Raw genomic sequence first — 16,051 nt, forward strand, 5'->3', positions numbered from 1 at the left:
TTCTCGATATCCGTCCGCCCGGGAACCCGGGTGGGGTCTGCGTCACGATCCGACCACCTTCTCGGTGCGGTCGGCGGTGTGGTTCTCGTCGTCCTCGGCGTCCTCGACGTGGGCCGGGACGAGGAGGGTGAAGGTGGAGCCGGTACCGGGCTTGCTCCACAGGGTGATCTCGCCGTGATGGTTCGCAGCGACGTGCTTGACGATGGCCAGCCCGAGGCCGGTGCCTCCGGTGGCCCGCGACCGGGCCTTGTCGACGCGGAAGAAGCGCTCGAAGACCCGCTCCTGGTCCTCCTTGGCGATACCGATCCCCCGGTCGGTGACGGCCATAGCGACCTTGCCGTCGCGCAGCGACCTGCTGATGGTCACCGGTGAGCCGGCCGGGGAGTAGGCGATCGCGTTCTCGATGAGGTTGGTGAGGGCGCTGACGAGCAGCGTTCGGTCACCGAGGATCTCGAGACCGCTCGGCCGGTCGGTGCTGATGGTGATCGAGGCGTTCTCGGCGGTCAGGCGCGTGCGGTCGAGAGCCTCGTCGACGACGTCGTCGACGTCCACGACCTCGAGATCGGGCAGTTTCTCGGCACCCTGGAGCTTCGAGAGGGCGATCAGTTCGGTCACCATGTTGCCGAGGCGCGTCGCCTCGCGTTGGACCCGTTCGCCGAAGTGGCGGACGGTCTCGGGATCGTCGACGGATTCGAGCAGCGCCTCCGCGAGCAACGCCATCGCGCCGACGGGGGTCTTCAGTTCGTGGCTGATGTTGGCCACGAAATCGCGCCGGGTGGCCTCCATGCGGACGTGCTCGGAGTCGTCGAAGGCGTAGAGCACGACGAAGCGCGGATCCTGGTCGAGCAGCAGCCGGACGGTGCAGCGCACCGCGACGGGCTCGCGGCCGAGCAATGCCTTCGCGCCCAGGTCGAGTTCGATCGGCTTCCTCTTCTCGAGCACCTGGCAGGCGGCCGCCCAGGCCCGGTCGTCGATCTGCCGGTTGCGGACGAGGCCGAGTTCCTCGGCGCGCGGGTTCGACAGGACGACGTCGTGGAACTTGTCGACCACCGCGATACCGGTCGACGCCCCGTGCACGACCCGGTCGAGCACGTCGAACATCGTGAGGTCGGCTTGGTCGCTACCGTGGGCCCGGCGCTGCACCAGCCTCCCGGCGGCGACGGTGACGATCCCGCCGAGGACCGCTGCGACCACGGCCAGCAACACGGCCTGCGTAACACTCACACTTCGAATCGTAATGACACCGGTACCCCACCGGACAGCGGGTCAACGGCATTTCCCGCACGTCACACCCCATTTTTCGGATGTTGGAGTGTTGTTCACCCTTTGTTCGCCCAGAACGGACCACTCTGCGACGGACCTGCACGAACGAACCGACCCCGTCACCGAACGGCAACGGGGTCGGATCTCGCTTCCGTGAGGCTGCTACTTGGCGCCCTGGTTCGCGACCGCCGCCGCACCGGCAGCTGCGGCCTCGGGGTCGAGATAGGTGCCACCCGGGTTCAGCGGGCGCAGGTTCTCATCGAGGTCGTAGCGCAGCGGGATGCCCGTCGGAATGTTCAGGCCCGCGATGTCGTCGTCGGAGATCCCGTCGAGGTGCTTGACGAGCGCGCGCAACGAGTTGCCGTGCGCGGTGACGAGCACGGTCTTGCCCGCGAGCAGGTCCTGGGAGATCGTCGACTCCCAGTACGGGATCAAACGGGCGACGACGTCCTTCAGGCACTCCGTGAGGGGAACCTCGTCGACGTCGGCGTAGCGCGGGTCGGCGTCCTGGCTGTACTTCGAACCCGGCTCGATCGGCGGCGGCGGGGTGTCGTAGCTGCGACGCCACAGCATGAACTGCTCCTCGCCGAACTCGTCCTTGATCTCGGACTTGTTCTTGCCCTGGAGCGCGCCGTAGTGGCGTTCGTTGAGACGCCAGTCGCGGATGACGGGGATCCAGTGCCGGTCGGCGGCGTCGAGCGCGAAGTTGGCGGTGCTGATCGCGCGGCGCAGCAGGGAGGTGTAGGAGACGTCGGGAAGCACATTGTGCTCGGCGAGGAGGGCACCGGCCCGCTTGCCCTCGGCGATCCCCTTGTCGGTCAGATGCACGTCCACCCAGCCGGTGAACAGGTTCATCGCATTCCATTCGCTCTCGCCGTGGCGGAGCAGAACAAGTGTTCCGATAGTCATGACCCAATCCTGACATGCACGGATGGGGATTTCGCCACGGGCGCCCCCGATCGTGGGCCATATCTGACAATGTACGTTGCCAGGAACGCGGGAGTCGGCGCCGCGCACCACAGTTCGTCATCACCGACACACACGGGATTCGATGTCACACCGGGGTCCGCAGCCACACCGGGGTCCGCAGCCCGACGGACGCATGTCCCGCCGCACCGTCCTCACCGCCCTCGGCGCGCTCGGGGCCGCAGCCCTGCCGGTCACGGCGGGCGCACAGCCGAGCCGCCGCGCACCGGCGGTGCACTCCGGCGGACGCCGGGTCGCGATCCTCGGCGGCGGGATGGCCGGACCGGCCGCCGCGCACGAGTTGATCGAACGCGGCTTCGAGGTCACCGTCTTCGAGCCGACCGCGCTCGGCGGCAAGGCGCGCAGCATCCCCTCCCCCGGCACCGCGGCAGGCGGCCGCCTCGATCTGCCCGGTGAACACGGCTTCCGCTTCTTCCCTGGCTTCAACCAGCACATCCCCGACACGATGCGACGGATCCCGTTCCCCGGAAACCCGAACGGCGTGTTCGACAAACCCGTTGCGGGACACGGCTCCCGGATGGCGATCCCCGGCACGCCCCACTTCACCGCCCCGGCCTCCATCGCACCGCTGCGCTTCGACATCTACGACCCGCTGAGTCTGCAGGAGAGCCTGACGGCGGCCTTCTCCCTCGGCGGCTCGATCCCGCCGCACGAACTCGCGGTCTTCATACGCAAACTCGTCATGTTCCTCACCAATAGCCTCGAACGTCGCAACGGCCAGTGGGAACACGAGACGTGGGCGCAGACCCTCGAGGCCGACGGCAAGTCGAAGGGGTACCTCGAGATCCTCGTCTCCGCACTGACGCGACAGCTCGTCTCCGCACTGACGCGACAGCTCATCGCGGCGATGCCGGCCGAACGCGCCGTCTCGCTGTGGCGCGGCGACTTCGCCCAACGGTACGGCGACGGTTCGGCGCACGACTGCCTGTCGGTGGACATCTCCGACTGGGACACCCCCGGTATCCTCTACGGCAGAACCGCCAGGCAGTGCACGCCGGAGGAGATCGCCCGCGAGGTGTGGGCGCAGATGTCGGCCTGCCTCGAGGACGGGACGGGCGCGATCGACGAGAACGACATCGCCTCGTGGTTCCTCGATCCCGGCGTGAAGTGGGGAGCCGGTGGCGTCACCAACGACACCCGCTGCTCATCAACACCGCGGGGTCGCTCGCGAACCGGCCCGAGGCACACACCGCGATCCCGAACCTGTTCCTCGCGGGCGACTACGTCCGCAACGACATCGACCTCGCGACCATGGAGAGCGCGAACGAATCGGCGCGGGCGGCGGTGGGTGCGTTGCTCCAGACTGCGGGCTCCCCCGCCGCACCGCCGGCACTGTACAAGTTGCACGAACCGCCCGAACTGGAACCCTTGCGGCGCATCAACGCCGACCGGTACCGAGCGGGACAACCACACATGCTCGCCTGATCGGGCAGGGTCCTCCACGGCCCGAGAGGTCGAGGCCCGGCGGTTCCGTAGCAGGGGCCGGACAGCGGCATCCCCGGGAGACACACGATCTCCCGGGGATCCACACGTCGCCGGTGCGCCCGTCAGGCGTTCAGGGCGCGCAGATCCTTCCGAAGAATCTTGCCCGCAGAGGATTTCGGCACCGTGTCGATGAACTCGACCTGGCGGACCTTCTTGTGCGGCGCGACCCGCGCGGCCACGAAGTCGATGACCTCGTCCTCGTCGATCGTCGAATCCGGCTGCCGGACGACGAAGGCCTTCGGAACCTCCTCGCCCTCGGCGTCACGGACGCCGATCACCGCGGCGTCGGCGATCTGCGGGTGCGTGAGCAGCAGAGCCTCGAGCTCGGCCGGCGGCACCTGGTAGCCCTTGTACTTGATGAGTTCCTTGAGCCTGTCGACGATCCGGACGGCACCCTTCCCGTCGACCGTGGCGATGTCGCCGGTGTGGAGGAAGCCGTCCTCGTCGAGGGTGTCGGCCGTGGCCTCGGGATTGCCGAGATAACCGACCATGACGTTCGGTCCCTTGCACCACAGTTCGCCGGGCGCCGAAACGCCGTCGCCGGTGGGATATTCGACTTCCTCGCCGGTGGCGGGATCGACGATCTTGCATTCCATGTTCGCGATCGTCGGTCCCACCGAATCGAGTTCGGTCTCGTTGTCCTCGAAGGGAATTGCGTGCGACACGGGAGACATCTCCGACATGCCGTATCCCTGCCGGACGTTGCAGCCCAAGCGCTTCGCGACCGATCCGGCGAGTTCCTTGTCGAGCGGTGCGGCACCGGAGAAGACCGTGTGCACGCTCGACAGATCGTACTGGTCGACGAGGGGGTGCTTGGCGAGCGCGACAGCGACCGGCGGCGCGATGAACACGTACGTGCACTTGTGTTCCGAGATGTAGGTGAGGAAGTCGACGAGGTCGAACTTCGGCATCGTCACCAGCGACGCGCGGTTGTACAGCGCGGCGTTCAGCAGCACCGTCATGCCGTAGATGTGGAAGAACGGCAGCAGTGCGAGCACGCGGTCGTCGGCGGCGATACCCATCCGCGGGGTGATCTGGCAGACGTTCGCGACGAGATTGCGGTGCGTGAGCATCACGCCCTTGGGCCGGCCGGTCGTGCCCGAGGAGTACGGCAGTACCGCGAGGTGGGTGGCCGGATCGAACTCGACGGCGGGAGCCGGTGAACCCTCGGTGAGCACGTCGCGCAGGGACGGATGGCCCTCGGCGCCGTCGAGCACGAAGAGCAACTCGTCGGGGATCCCGGCGGCCGCGGCGGCCTCCTTCGCCTGCGGCAGGAACGGGGACACCGTGAACAGTGCCACGGCCCCCGAGTCGTCGAGTTGCTTCGAAATCTCCCCGGCTGTGTAGAGGGCGTTGATCGTGGTCGCGGTGGCGCCGGACCTCAGGATGCCGTGGAAGACCGAGGCGAAGGCCGGCACGTTGGGTGCGAGCAGCCCGACGACCTTCCCCACACCGATGCCCCGGGCGGCCAGCGCTCCGGCGACGGCGTCGATGTGGGCCACGAGCGTGCGGTAGTCCGTCACGGTGCCGGACGCGCCGTCGATGAGCGCGGGTCGATCGAGCTCGGACTCGTCGAGCGAACCGAACAGGAAGTCGTAGACACTCGATGCCGGGATGTCGACGTCGGGAAAGGGACTGCGGAAACTCATTACTCATCCTCCGAGCATTCTGCTGGCACGCCGTGCCGACTTTCGGTCGAGTCCACACTACCGCAGCGGTTGTGAAGCCCGTCACACGCGCTGTGTGAGGATTGCGAGGATACCGTTCCCGGCGCGGTTCGCCTGCCGGAGAGCACGAACCCCGCGTGCGACGGATCGCACGCGGGGTTCGGAAGCTGCTGGAGCTGCGCTCACGATGTCGTGTGAGCTGCGCTCCCTACGCCCGAGGGCGCTGCGGTCAGAGGTACTGACCGCAGACCGGCCATGCACCGACGCCCTGTCCGGCGAGGACGTTCTCGGCGACGCGGATCTGCTCCTCGCGCGAGGCGTTGTTCGCGGTTCCCGAGCCACCGTAGGCCTCCCAGGTGCTCTGCGAGAACTGCAGACCGCCGTAGTAGCCGTTACCGGTGTTGATCGCCCAGTTTCCACCGCTCTCGCACTGTGCGACGGCATCCCAGTTGCCGGATGCGGCGTTGGCGGTACCGGCACCCAGAGCGAACGGGGTCGCAACGAGTGCAGTGGAGGCAGCGAGGGTGCCCAGGGCGCGCTTGATCGTGAACTTTGCCATGTGGATGAATCCTTTCCGGCTGCTTGCGAGGCCCCCGACGCAATGGGTCCGCCACATGTGGGCTGGACGGTCGGTGCCGGCGACACGGTGCGGTGCTCGCGCACGCCCGGTCGCTCTCTCGCTCCACCCCTCGGCAGGTTGTGGATCCGACAATCCCGCGGGGGTGGAACGAGCGGCTGCGGGGCCGGTGTGTAACGCCCGTCGGTATCGGGCCTACATCGACGGTAAGGGTTCATCACGGCGAGGTCACGGGTCGATTTTCCGGTACGGCTGTGCGAGAAACCGGACCGGCGATCGACAAAACCCCAGGTCGCTTCGCGGGAACGCACCGTTTCCCGGACGTTTCCAGCGGATTTCGATTGTGGTGATGGTCACACCATACGGCCGTGCAGACCTCTCCAACCGGACATGTTCACGGCGAGATAACGGTGTCCGGCAACGCCGTCACCCGTTCGCTTCGCGCCGATCCTCGGGTTCGTCGTCGTCCACATCGGGCTCGAACGGCGTGCCGGTCTCCTCCTCGATGAGGTGACGGAACGGCTCGAGATTGCGCAACGGTTCGCCCCGCGAGACCCGCCACTCCCATTCGCGCTTGATGGACGTGATGAACCCGATACCGAGGATGATGTTGAAGTCGTGGTCCGCCGCCTCGAGGACCTGCCCGAGGACCGCGTCGATCTCCTCGGGGGTCAACGCGTGCGCGGCGATGCGTCCCACCAGATAGATGTCGCCGACCTTGTCGAGCGTGTACGCCACGCCGTACAGGCGACGGTTGCGACGCAGCAGGTAGCGGTACACCGATTCGAAGTTCTCGTCCGGCTTGCGGCACACGAACGCCTCGACCCGCACACCGTGCTGTCCGACGCTGAGCAGCGTGGTCGTCTTGAGCTTCTTCTCGCCCGGAAGCTCGACGACGAAGTGCCCGCCCTCCTTGACGGAGAACTCGAGCTCGCGATCGCGCAGCGTGGATTCGATCAGTTCGATGAGCCGGTCGCTCATGCCGTGACTCCCCTCGTCCGTCGCAACTTCCACACTCCACGCTGCCGTCGCAGCGAATGCTCACCGGTACCGAAGGCGCGGTTGCGGCGCATCCCGGCCCGCCGATAGCTGTCGAGCAGTCCTTCCGCGGTGTGTTCCCACGAGAAGGACTCCGCATGCACGGGCGCGGTCGCCGCGAATCGGGCGAGACGATCCGGATCGCCGACGAGCGAACGCAACGCCGTCGCCCAGTCGTCGATGCGGTGCCCGTCGACGAGCATGCCGGTCTCCCCGTCGCGCACGGCGACGCCGAGACCCCCGACGTTCGCGGCCAGCACGGGCGTGCCGCAAGCCTGCGCCTCGATTGCGACGAGACCGAAGGACTCCGAATAGCTCGGCACCGCAACGAGATCCGAAGCCCGGTAGACCTGGACGAGACGGTCCGGCGGCTGCGGCGGGAGGAAGGTGACCCGCGACGCGATACCCAGCGCGGACGCGAGTTCGATGAGCGCGTCGGGGCGCTCGAGACCCGTTCCCGAGGGACCTCCCACCACGAGCACCCGCAGTGGCATGCCGGGATCGTCGGCGAGTGCCCGCGCAGCGGCCTCGAGCAGCACGTCGGGGGCCTTGAGCGGCTGGATGCGGCCCACGAACGCCACGACGGTCTCGCGCGGATCGAGTCCGAGCTCGGCGCGGGCGGCCGCGCGGTCGCCGGGCCGGTAGCGGTTCAGGTCGGCGCCCGGTGCGACGACGTCGATCTTCGCGGGATCGGCCCCGTAGATGCGTTCGAGCTGCCCCGCTTCGTCGGCGGTGTTGGCCACCAGGCGGTCGGACTCCGCGACGACCTGCTGTTCCCCGATCTGCCGGGCTGCGGGTTCGGGGGTGTCGCCCTCGGCGAGCGAGGCGTTCTTCACCGCGGCGAGCGTGTGGGCGGTGTGCACGAGCGGCACACCCCAGCGGTCGCGGGCGAGCCAGCCGACCTGCCCCGACAACCAGTAGTGCGAGTGCACCAGGTCGTAGTAGCCCTGCGGGTGCCGTGCCTCCTCGCGCAGCACGCCGGCAGCGAAAGCGCACAGCTGCGTCGGCAGGTCGTGTTTGTCGAGGCCTTCGAAGGGGCCGGCCTCGATGTTGCGGACGAGCACCCCGGGCGCGGCCTGCTGGACGGCCGGATCGGCCGACGAGGTCGCGCGGGTGAAGATCTCGACTTCGACGCCGCGACGCGCGAGCTCGACGGCGGTCTGCAGGACGTACACGTTCATACCGCCTGCGTCCCCGGTTCCGGGCTGCGCCAGCGGCGAGGTGTGGACCGAGATCACGGCCACGCGGTGCGGGCGGCTGGGCTGGGACGTCACCCCTCCATACTGCCCTGCTGCCGATCTTCGCGTGTCGCCGCCTCCGCCGTCGCGGTGCGAGCGAACTCTCCGACCTCCGACACGAACCGGTGGGGATCCTCGACGAACGGACCGTGGTCGACGCCCTCCCAGATCGAGGTCGTGGCGCGTCGCAGCAGCGACGCCGCGTGGTGCGCCGCGGAGACGTCGACGACCGAGTCGGCGTCGCCGTGCAGGAGGAGAACCGGCACGTCCAGGTCGGCGAGCAGGTCGTCGTTGCCCACCGCCCGGTCGAACAGCGCCGCACGGACGCGGGGCGGGGTGCACAGGCTCGCACCGAACAAGGCCTGCGACACCGCGCCCTTGCCTTCGAGGAGAGCGCTGCCCTCGACGACGGGACCGGTGAGGGCGTTACCGAAGGAGCCGAGCGCGCGCACCGCTTCCTTCGGGTCCTCCGACATCGCGGCGGGGATCGCGGCACGCATCGAGGCACCGACGCGTCCGCCCTTCTCGCCACGGCCGATGCTCGTGATGGCACCCACGAGGACCAGGCCGGCGACGGCTCCCGCGCCGTGTTCGGCGAGATAGTCGCAGATCACCAGGCCGCCGTACGACCAACCGAGCAGCACCGCCGGGTTCGTCTCGGAGACGTTCTCGGCGGCGAGCACCGCGGCGAGGTCGCCGGCCCACAGACTGCGATCGGCGTATCCGGTCTCGGGAGCCTGCGAATAACCGTGTCCGCGCAGGTCGACGGCGACGACACGGAAGTCGCGGGCGAGTGCGTCGAGGACCCCGTCGCCCCAGCACCGCGACGACTGCGCCCACCCGTGGAGCAGCACCAGAACCGGTGCCGTCTCGGAGCCGAATGTGCGATAGACGAGGGAGGTGCCGTCGATACCGGCCACTTCACGAACTGCCATGCGCGTCACTCTAACCGTGCTCGCACATGGATCCCGCCGGCACAGGTGACCGCGAGGATGCCCGCGGCGACCGCCACGAGATATCCGGTGCCGGCATCGGTCCGGTCGATGACCTGTCCCACCAGCGCCGAACCTGCGGCGACGCCGACGCCGAGACCCGCGACCGTCCACGTGATGCTCTCGGTGAGCCGGTCGGGCGGCACGATCTGCTGCGTCAGCGACGTCGCCACGATCATGATGGGCGAGATCGCGCATCCGGCAACGAAGTACAGCACCGTGAGCATCGGCACCGAACCGGCGAGCAGCAACGGGCACAGCAGGACGGCGAGAGTGCCGGTGGCGACGAACAACTGGCGGGTCGGAGCACTCGATCCCACCCGGCTACCGAAGATCAGGCCGCTCATCGCCGAACCCGTCGCGAACAGTGCGAGCGCGAAGGTGGCCGAGCCCGGAGAGTTCTGTTCGGCCGTGAACGCGACGGCTGCGACATCGATCACGCCGAAGACCACACCCATCGCGACCATAACCACGACGATCGACAGGAGGACGGGCATGCGCAGGATGTTCGTCCGCGCACGGTCGTCGGTGTGCGGTTGCACGGGAGGCTCCGTGCTGCGCAGCGCCGCAAGGGCAAGGGTGCCGACGAGCAGCAGGACCGCGCCGAGCAGCGGGCCGGCCTCGGGGAAGACCGCCACGCTCAGGCCCACCGACAGGACGGGGCCGACGATGAAGCACACCTCGTCGACCACCGCTTCGAGCGCGAAGGCGGTGCGCAGTCGCGGGGTGCCGCCGTAGAGCTGTGTCCACCGCGCCCGCACCATCGCGCCGATCGTGGGCATGAGTCCCGCCGGGATCCCGCAGACGAACAGCCACACCGTGGGCACCTCGAACCGGACGCCCGAGAGCATCGCGAGGGTGGCGACCGCACTGACGGCCGCCGCCGTGGGCAGGACCCGTCGCTGGCCGTACCGGTCGACCGCGCGGGAGACGAGCGGGGTGAGCACGGCGTACGACAGCGCGAACACCGCGGACAGTGCGCCGCCGACCGCGTAGTTACCCTCGAGCTGGGAGAACATCGTGACGATGCCGATCCCGACCATCGCGATCGGCAGTCGCGCCACGAATCCCGCCAGGCAGAACGCGGCTGCACCCGGCGCCGCGAACAACTCGCGGTACGAGCCGCCCTTCTCTCCTGTCACGTACTTCTCGCGTTCTCTTCGGTCCGATCCGGTCCGGCCAACGTTATGGCCGACCGACCACGCGAGGTGAAGGTACCTCCCCCGCGTCCGCACATCGCTGCCCGATTCCGCACGTTCCGTGACGGGAACGGCCATGCTGGGTACATCCGGAGAACGGACAGGACGGATCCACGGAACGGAGCGGGCATGGCGGTGCACGAACGACACGGACGGCTCTCACCGAAGGATCTCTCTCCGAGGAGTCTGTGGACCCGCTACCGCGCGTCGGGAGCGGATCTGCCCTTCGGGAATCCGCTCGCCGCGCACGGCGTCGCGATGGAGGGTTACTTCTGGCGCTTCACCCAGCCCGGAACCGGCCGCGTCGTCATCGCTCTGTGCGGGGTAAACCGTGCGGACGACTCGGGAGGGCCCGGCTCGCACTGGGCGACGCTCGGTCTGGCCGCCCATCCCGGGGGTTTCCTGCGCACCGCCGCGCATCCGGTGGCCGCTTCCGATCCCGATCGGCTCGGCGCATCGGCCGGCGACGTCTTCTGCGGCGACAGAGAACGCGTGTGGATGGATCTCGGCGACGACGCCCGTCTCGACATCCGGTTGTCGGATCTGTGGCTCTGGCCGCGACGCCGCTTCGGCGCGTCGAGCGTGTTCCATTCCGTCCCCGGTCTCAACCAGTACTGGCATTCCTGGCTGCTCGGCGGCCGGGTGGAAGGGCACGCGATCCTCGGCGACGAGAAGTGGGATCTGACCGGCGCCCAGGTCTACGGCGAGAAGAACTGGGGCAAGGGCGGTTTCCCCGAGTCGTGGTGGTGGGGTCAGGCGCAGGGATTCGCCGACCCGCAGGCGTGTGTGGCGTTCGCAGGCGGGCAGGTGCATTCGGGTCCGCTGCACACGGAGGTCACGGCGGTCGTCGTCGCACTACCCGACGGGCGCATCGTGCGGCTGGGCAATCCCGTCACATCCCCGGTCCGGGCGACGGTCACCGACGAGAGCTGGCACCTGCGCGGCCGCAATGCCCGCTGGAGCGTGGAGATCTCGGGAAGTTCACCCCTCGGAGCGGCACACGTCCTGCCGGTCCCCGTGCCCGCGGAACGACGGAACGTCGCCGGTTCGATCGAACATCTCGGCGGTCGCATGACCGTGACGGTCCACGAACGGGGGAAACTGGTGTGGGCCGACGAATCGCACTCGGCCGCACTCGAACACGGCGGGCTGGACCGGGCCCGGGCGGAACTCGACCGGCGGGGCGCCGCTGCGGACGCGACGGACGCCCCACCGAGCGTGTGAATCCGACGGGATCGCTCAGAGTTCGGTGCGCTTCATCGCGGCGATCGGATCCGAGAACAACGAGCTGAGCGAGACGACACCCGCGGCGTGGGCCTGCACCCGGTTGCCGAAGCCGGTGATGCGGATGTCCTTGCGCGGCAGGGTGGTCGACGCGGCGAACGCGCGGGCGACGTGCGGAACCGCGGCCGGGTACTCGGTGAAGGCCTGTCCGCCGAGAATCACACGGTCGGGATTGAACAGGTCGCGCAGCATTCCGACGGTGCGGCCGAGCACGGTGGCCCGCTCGACGAGCAGACCGTGGGCGGCCTCGGAACCGCCGCGCGCGAGGCGGTAGAGCGACTGAATGGTGTTGTCGCCGTCGGCGAGGATGCCCTCGGCCACCGCGCGCTGCACGACCGCCCGATCACTCACCGTCGCCTCGAGGCAACCCGTGCCGCCGCACGAGCACCGGGTCGACGAACCGGTGGGGAAATGCGTCACCGAACCCGGACCGCCGGCAGGGGTGTGCACCTTGCCCTCGAAAGTGATTGCCACACCGGCCGTCTCACGAACGTAGAAGTACAGGCCGGTGCCCTTGGCCTCGGGGGCGTCGCGATCGGGGGTGAGGAGCAGTTCGGAGGCGGCCATCGCCTCGACGTGCGCGGCCACCGAGACCGGAAGCCCCATACCGCCACCGACGATCGCGCCGACCCGGGCGTCGACCCAGCCGAGTCGCGGGTGCGTGACGACGGCGGTGTTCGAGTCCACCCGCCCGCCGAGTGCGACGCCGACCCACAACGGGGCGCGGCGGTGCCACCGCCCGACGAAGGCCTTGGCGCTCGCGGTGATCGACGCGAGCGCGGCGTCCTGGTCGCCGGTCGGCGTGGGGACCTCGACGGCGCCGATGATGCGACCGCGCAGGTCGCTGGCGACGATGCCGGTGGTGACGGCACCGATGTGAATGCCGACCGTCAGGTACCGCTCGTGGTCGACCTCGACGGGAACACGCGGCCGGCCGACCGCGCCGGGTTCGGTCAGGTCGGCGCGCTCACGCAGCAGACCTGCCGAGAGCAGGGCCGACACCTGACGATTGACGGTGGCGATGCTCGCACCGGTGACCTTGGCGATCACGTCGCGCGAGACGGGGCCACGGTTGGCGGCGACACGGAAGACCGACGCCCCGGTGCCGTCGGCGATACGCAGGTCCGGCGGAACGATCCTGACGGGGCTCGACACACGGGAGGTGCGGGGACGGACGACCGTCGCACGCGTGGATCCACGGACGGCGGAACCGGCGGCGCGACGGGGCGCGGACGACCGCGAGGGAAGGGAAACGGACGGCGAGAGAGTGGGAACCGACACGGCGCTGATCCTTGGCTGCTGATCCGGACGTGATGACCGGAGAACGGGCGGGAGACGATCGACGCACCGAGACCCCGACGTGGAGAACATGATCGGAGACGGACCCGCACAACGAGGGCGGGATCGGTGCGGAGTTACTTTCCGCAGCAGCGACAACAGAGTTCGCGCGCCAGAGGCAGCCGTGATCCCAGCGCGGCGGTCACATAGGTGACCCGCAGTGCGGAGGCGTGGCCGACTGACATGTCGCTCAAACTATCGCCCGAACCGCGTCGTGTCCAATCCTCACCGATCCGGTGGGAAATCTTCCTGCACGTCCCCGCGTGCGTGCGCGGTCTCCGCCGACACCGGGGCGAGCAGCAACGCCTCCCACGCGTCGACGAGTGCGGCGAGTTCTGCCGTGGTGGGTGATTCGCCTGCACGGTGACACCGCGCCAGCGCACCGACGGTGCCGGAGTAGACCAGCCGCAGACGCTGCCCGGCGATATCGTCGGGCAACGGCCCGAGCAGGGTCCGTAGCGCGGTGTCGGACCGGCGGCCGCTCTCGGTTCCCGTCGGTCCGGTGACGCGGAAGCACTCGGCGAACCGGTCGTGGTTCGACAGCCGGTCGAGGAAGGCGACGTAGTGGTTGTTGCGGCCGAGCGTGCCGGCCAGGGGGCGGATGATCATCCACAGCAGGTCGCGGACCGAGAGGGTCTCCCGCGTCCGCAGCATCTCGGCGAGGAGCGCTTCCCGCTGGGAGTTCAGGGCGGGCAACCGGTGGGAGAAGACCGCCTCGAGCAACCCCTCCTTGGTGCCGAAGTAGTAACCGACCACGGACGAGTTGTGCTGTCCGGCGGCCTTGCGGATGTCGGCGAGGGTGACCCCGTCGTATCCACTGCGGGCGAAGAGTCGCTCAGCGGCTTCGACGAGCCGGATCCGGGTCTGTTCGCCCGAACTGTATCGACCGCGGGTGGTGGTCATACGCCGCAGGGTAGCCGCACGGAAAGGACTTCGCAGGCCGGGACGTACGGCGGCATCCGGTGCCCGACACTACGATTGCCCCCATGAGCATCTCTCCCGATTCCCGCGTCGCCGTCGTCACCGGAGCCTCCTCCGGAATCGGCGAGGCGACCGCCCGCACGCTCGCCGCACAGGGCTTCCACGTCGTGGTGGGCGCACGCCGCCTCGACCGCCTGCAGAAGCTCGCCGACGAGATCGGCGGTACCGCGCTCGAGCTCGACGTCACCGACGAGGATTCGGTCGACGCTTTCACCACGGTGCTGCCGCGGGTCGACGTGCTGGTCAACAACGCCGGTGGCGCCAAGGGACTCGCACCGGTGGCCGAGGCCGTCGAGGACGACTGGCGCTGGATGTGGGAGACCAACGTCATCGGCACCATGCGCATCACCAAGGCGCTGATCCCCAAGCTCATCGCCTCGGGCGACGGCCTGATCGTCACCATCACCTCGGTCGCGGCCTTCGAGGCCTACGATAACGGCGCCGGCTACACCTCGGCGAAGCACGCGCAGGCCGTGCTGCACCGCACGCTGCGCGGCGAACTGCTCGGACAGCCCGTCCGCCTCACCGAAGTCGCGCCGGGCGCGGTCGAGACCGAGTTCTCGCTGGTGCGCTTCGAGGGCGACAAGGATCGGGCCGACAAGGTGTACGAGGGCATCACCCCGCTCGTCGCCCAGGACATCGCCGACATCATCGGCTTCGTCGCGTCGCGGCCGTCGCATGTCAACCTCGACCAGATCATCGTCAAGCCGCGCGACCAGGCCAATGCCGGCCGGTTCCACCGCGTCACCGACTGACCCACCGCGGTGGTGGGCGCGGCGAGGCGGTCGCGCCCACCCCCGTCGGTACTGTCACGGTCACCGTGGGTGGGCGGGAGCTGGTCTTCGATCCCGCTACCGCCTTCGGGGTGTTCGACCGGGGGCGACGGGCGGGCCGTCCGTCAGATCACGCAGTTCACGGTGACGGGTTCGGGATGCAGACGGACCCCGAAGGCGTCCTCGACGCCGTCGCGCACCGTCCGCGCCAGCGCCACGAGGTCCGCGGCCGATGCCGCTCCCCTGTTGGTGAGCGCCAGCGTGTGCTTCGTCGACAACCGCGCCGGTGCGTCGGCGCCGGGGAAACCCTTCACGAAACCGGCCCGCTCGATGAGCCATCCGGCCGACAGTTTGGTGCCGCCGTCCGCGGGGAACTGCGGGATGCGCACGTCCTCCCCCACCTTCGCCGCGATGGCCGCGAGCACCTGCGGCAGGCGGTCGTCGGGGACGACGGGATTCGTGAAGAACGATCCGGCGCTCCAGGTGTCATGGTCGTCGGCGTCGAGCACCATGCCCTTGCTGCGGCGCAACGCGAGCACGTGCTCGCGTACCTGCGCCGCCGGCCGGCGCTCGCCCTCCTCCGCACCCAGCGCGACAGCGAGCTCCCGGTATGCGAGGGGTGCGGACGAACCGTCGCTCCGCACGTCCAGTTCCACCTCGAGGACGACCGCTGCGTCGGTGTGCTTGAGGATGCTGGTCCGGTAGCCGAGACCGAGTGCCTCGGGGCCGGCCCACGAGTCCTGGCCGGTGGCGCGGTCGAACAGGCGGACGCGACGCAGGATCGAGCCCACCTCGACGCCGTACGCGCCGACGTTCTGCACCGGCGTCGCTCCCGTGGAGCCGGGGATGCCCGACAGGCATTCGAGGCCGCCGAGGCCGGCCTCCACGGTGGCCGCGACGACGGCGTCCCATTCGGCTCCCGCGTCCACCCGGACGTGGTCGTCGCGGAGGTCGACACCGGTGGTCGCGACACGCACCACCACGCCGTCGAAGCCGTCGTCGCCGATCACGAGGTTGGAGCCACCCGCGAGGAGCAGCAGCTGCACTTCCTGCTCGTCGAGCAGGCGCACGACCTCGATCAACGACGCGGTGGACGTGCATTCGACGAGATACCGGGCGGGGCCACCGAGCCGGAGGGTCGTGAATTCCGACAGCGACACCTGCTCGGACACCGTGGCTCCCGTTTCGACGAGCCGGGCCCTGGTACGTGGATCAAGCACCAGCAAACG

Annotated in this window: 14 protein-coding genes; 3 read left to right on the forward strand and 11 right to left on the reverse strand. The window is 69.1% G+C overall.

The window, feature by feature from the left end; translation table 11 throughout:
• Positions 1-42: 42 nt before the first annotated feature.
• Both AC6CID_RS02210 and AC6CID_RS02215 read right to left on the reverse strand, forming a co-directional pair.
• Positions 43-1,224: a sensor histidine kinase gene (locus tag AC6CID_RS02210; RefSeq protein WP_024101733.1), complete on the reverse strand. Its 1,182-nt coding sequence runs from the start codon at positions 1,222-1,224 to the stop codon at positions 43-45.
• A 201-nt stretch (positions 1,225-1,425) separates the two neighbouring features.
• Positions 1,426-2,172, reverse strand: a complete 747-nt coding sequence (locus tag AC6CID_RS02215) for a phosphoglyceromutase (protein ID WP_019291191.1) — start codon at positions 2,170-2,172, stop codon at positions 1,426-1,428.
• 193 nt (positions 2,173-2,365) lie between these two features.
• Here AC6CID_RS02215 and AC6CID_RS02220 point away from each other — a divergent pair, with 193 nt between their 5' ends.
• Positions 2,366-3,868: an NAD(P)-binding protein gene (locus AC6CID_RS02220; protein WP_374107760.1), complete on the forward strand. Its 1,503-nt coding sequence runs from the start codon at positions 2,366-2,368 to the stop codon at positions 3,866-3,868.
• Here AC6CID_RS02220 and AC6CID_RS02225 read toward each other — a convergent pair.
• The 6 genes from AC6CID_RS02225 to AC6CID_RS02250 all read right to left on the reverse strand — a co-directional run bounded on the left by AC6CID_RS02225 (position 3,798) and on the right by AC6CID_RS02250 (position 10,524).
• Positions 3,798-5,384 (reverse strand): AMP-binding protein, encoded by a 1,587-nt coding sequence (locus AC6CID_RS02225; protein WP_006552359.1) that lies wholly within the window; start codon positions 5,382-5,384, stop codon positions 3,798-3,800. The two genes, AC6CID_RS02220 and AC6CID_RS02225, sit on opposite strands and share 71 nt — an antisense overlap.
• 247 nt (positions 5,385-5,631) lie before the next feature.
• Positions 5,632-5,961: a transglycosylase family protein gene (locus AC6CID_RS02230; protein WP_006552360.1), complete on the reverse strand. Its 330-nt coding sequence runs from the start codon at positions 5,959-5,961 to the stop codon at positions 5,632-5,634.
• A gap of 444 nt (positions 5,962-6,405) precedes the next feature.
• Positions 6,406-6,960, reverse strand: a complete 555-nt coding sequence (locus AC6CID_RS02235; RefSeq protein ID WP_482127145.1) for a type III secretion system chaperone family protein — start codon at positions 6,958-6,960, stop codon at positions 6,406-6,408.
• Entirely contained in the window at positions 6,957-8,291 is a 1,335-nt protein-coding gene (gene mshA, locus AC6CID_RS02240) for a D-inositol-3-phosphate glycosyltransferase (RefSeq protein WP_064061794.1), read from the reverse strand. The genes AC6CID_RS02235 and mshA overlap by 4 nt, the downstream gene beginning before the upstream one ends.
• The gene (locus AC6CID_RS02245) at positions 8,288-9,190 is read right to left on the reverse strand and encodes an alpha/beta fold hydrolase (protein WP_231413341.1); all 903 of its coding nucleotides are present in this window, start codon (positions 9,188-9,190) and stop codon (positions 8,288-8,290) included. Before AC6CID_RS02245 ends, mshA begins: the two co-directional genes overlap by 4 nt.
• Positions 9,191-9,195: 5 nt before the next feature.
• The gene (locus tag AC6CID_RS02250; protein WP_498353505.1) at positions 9,196-10,524 is read right to left on the reverse strand and encodes an MFS transporter; all 1,329 of its coding nucleotides are present in this window, start codon (positions 10,522-10,524) and stop codon (positions 9,196-9,198) included.
• A gap of 51 nt (positions 10,525-10,575) precedes the next feature.
• Here AC6CID_RS02250 and AC6CID_RS02255 point away from each other — a divergent pair, with 51 nt between their 5' ends.
• A complete protein-coding gene (locus AC6CID_RS02255; RefSeq protein ID WP_498353506.1) occupies positions 10,576-11,670 on the forward strand; it encodes a tocopherol cyclase family protein in 1,095 nt (364 codons plus the stop codon).
• Between the two features lie 15 nt (positions 11,671-11,685).
• Here AC6CID_RS02255 and AC6CID_RS02260 read toward each other — a convergent pair whose 3' ends face one another.
• Both AC6CID_RS02260 and AC6CID_RS02265 read right to left on the reverse strand, forming a co-directional pair.
• On the reverse strand, positions 11,686-13,011 hold the full coding sequence (locus tag AC6CID_RS02260; protein WP_039585408.1) for an ROK family transcriptional regulator: 1,326 nt from the start codon (positions 13,009-13,011) through the stop codon (positions 11,686-11,688).
• A gap of 282 nt (positions 13,012-13,293) precedes the next feature.
• The gene (locus tag AC6CID_RS02265) at positions 13,294-13,971 is read right to left on the reverse strand and encodes a TetR/AcrR family transcriptional regulator (protein ID WP_112320100.1); all 678 of its coding nucleotides are present in this window, start codon (positions 13,969-13,971) and stop codon (positions 13,294-13,296) included.
• A gap of 83 nt (positions 13,972-14,054) precedes the next feature.
• On the opposite strand from AC6CID_RS02265, the gene AC6CID_RS02270 reads away from it, so the two are divergent.
• Positions 14,055-14,804 (forward strand): SDR family NAD(P)-dependent oxidoreductase, encoded by a 750-nt coding sequence (locus AC6CID_RS02270; protein ID WP_006552368.1) that lies wholly within the window; start codon positions 14,055-14,057, stop codon positions 14,802-14,804.
• 143 nt (positions 14,805-14,947) lie between these two features.
• Here the strand turns inward: AC6CID_RS02270 and AC6CID_RS02275 are convergent, their stop codons facing one another.
• Positions 14,948-16,042 (reverse strand): UDP-N-acetylmuramate dehydrogenase, encoded by a 1,095-nt coding sequence (locus tag AC6CID_RS02275; RefSeq protein WP_498353507.1) that lies wholly within the window; start codon positions 16,040-16,042, stop codon positions 14,948-14,950.
• Between the last annotated feature and the right edge of the window lie 9 nt (positions 16,043-16,051).

Source organism: Rhodococcus sp. GQ147 (assembly GCF_059759155.1).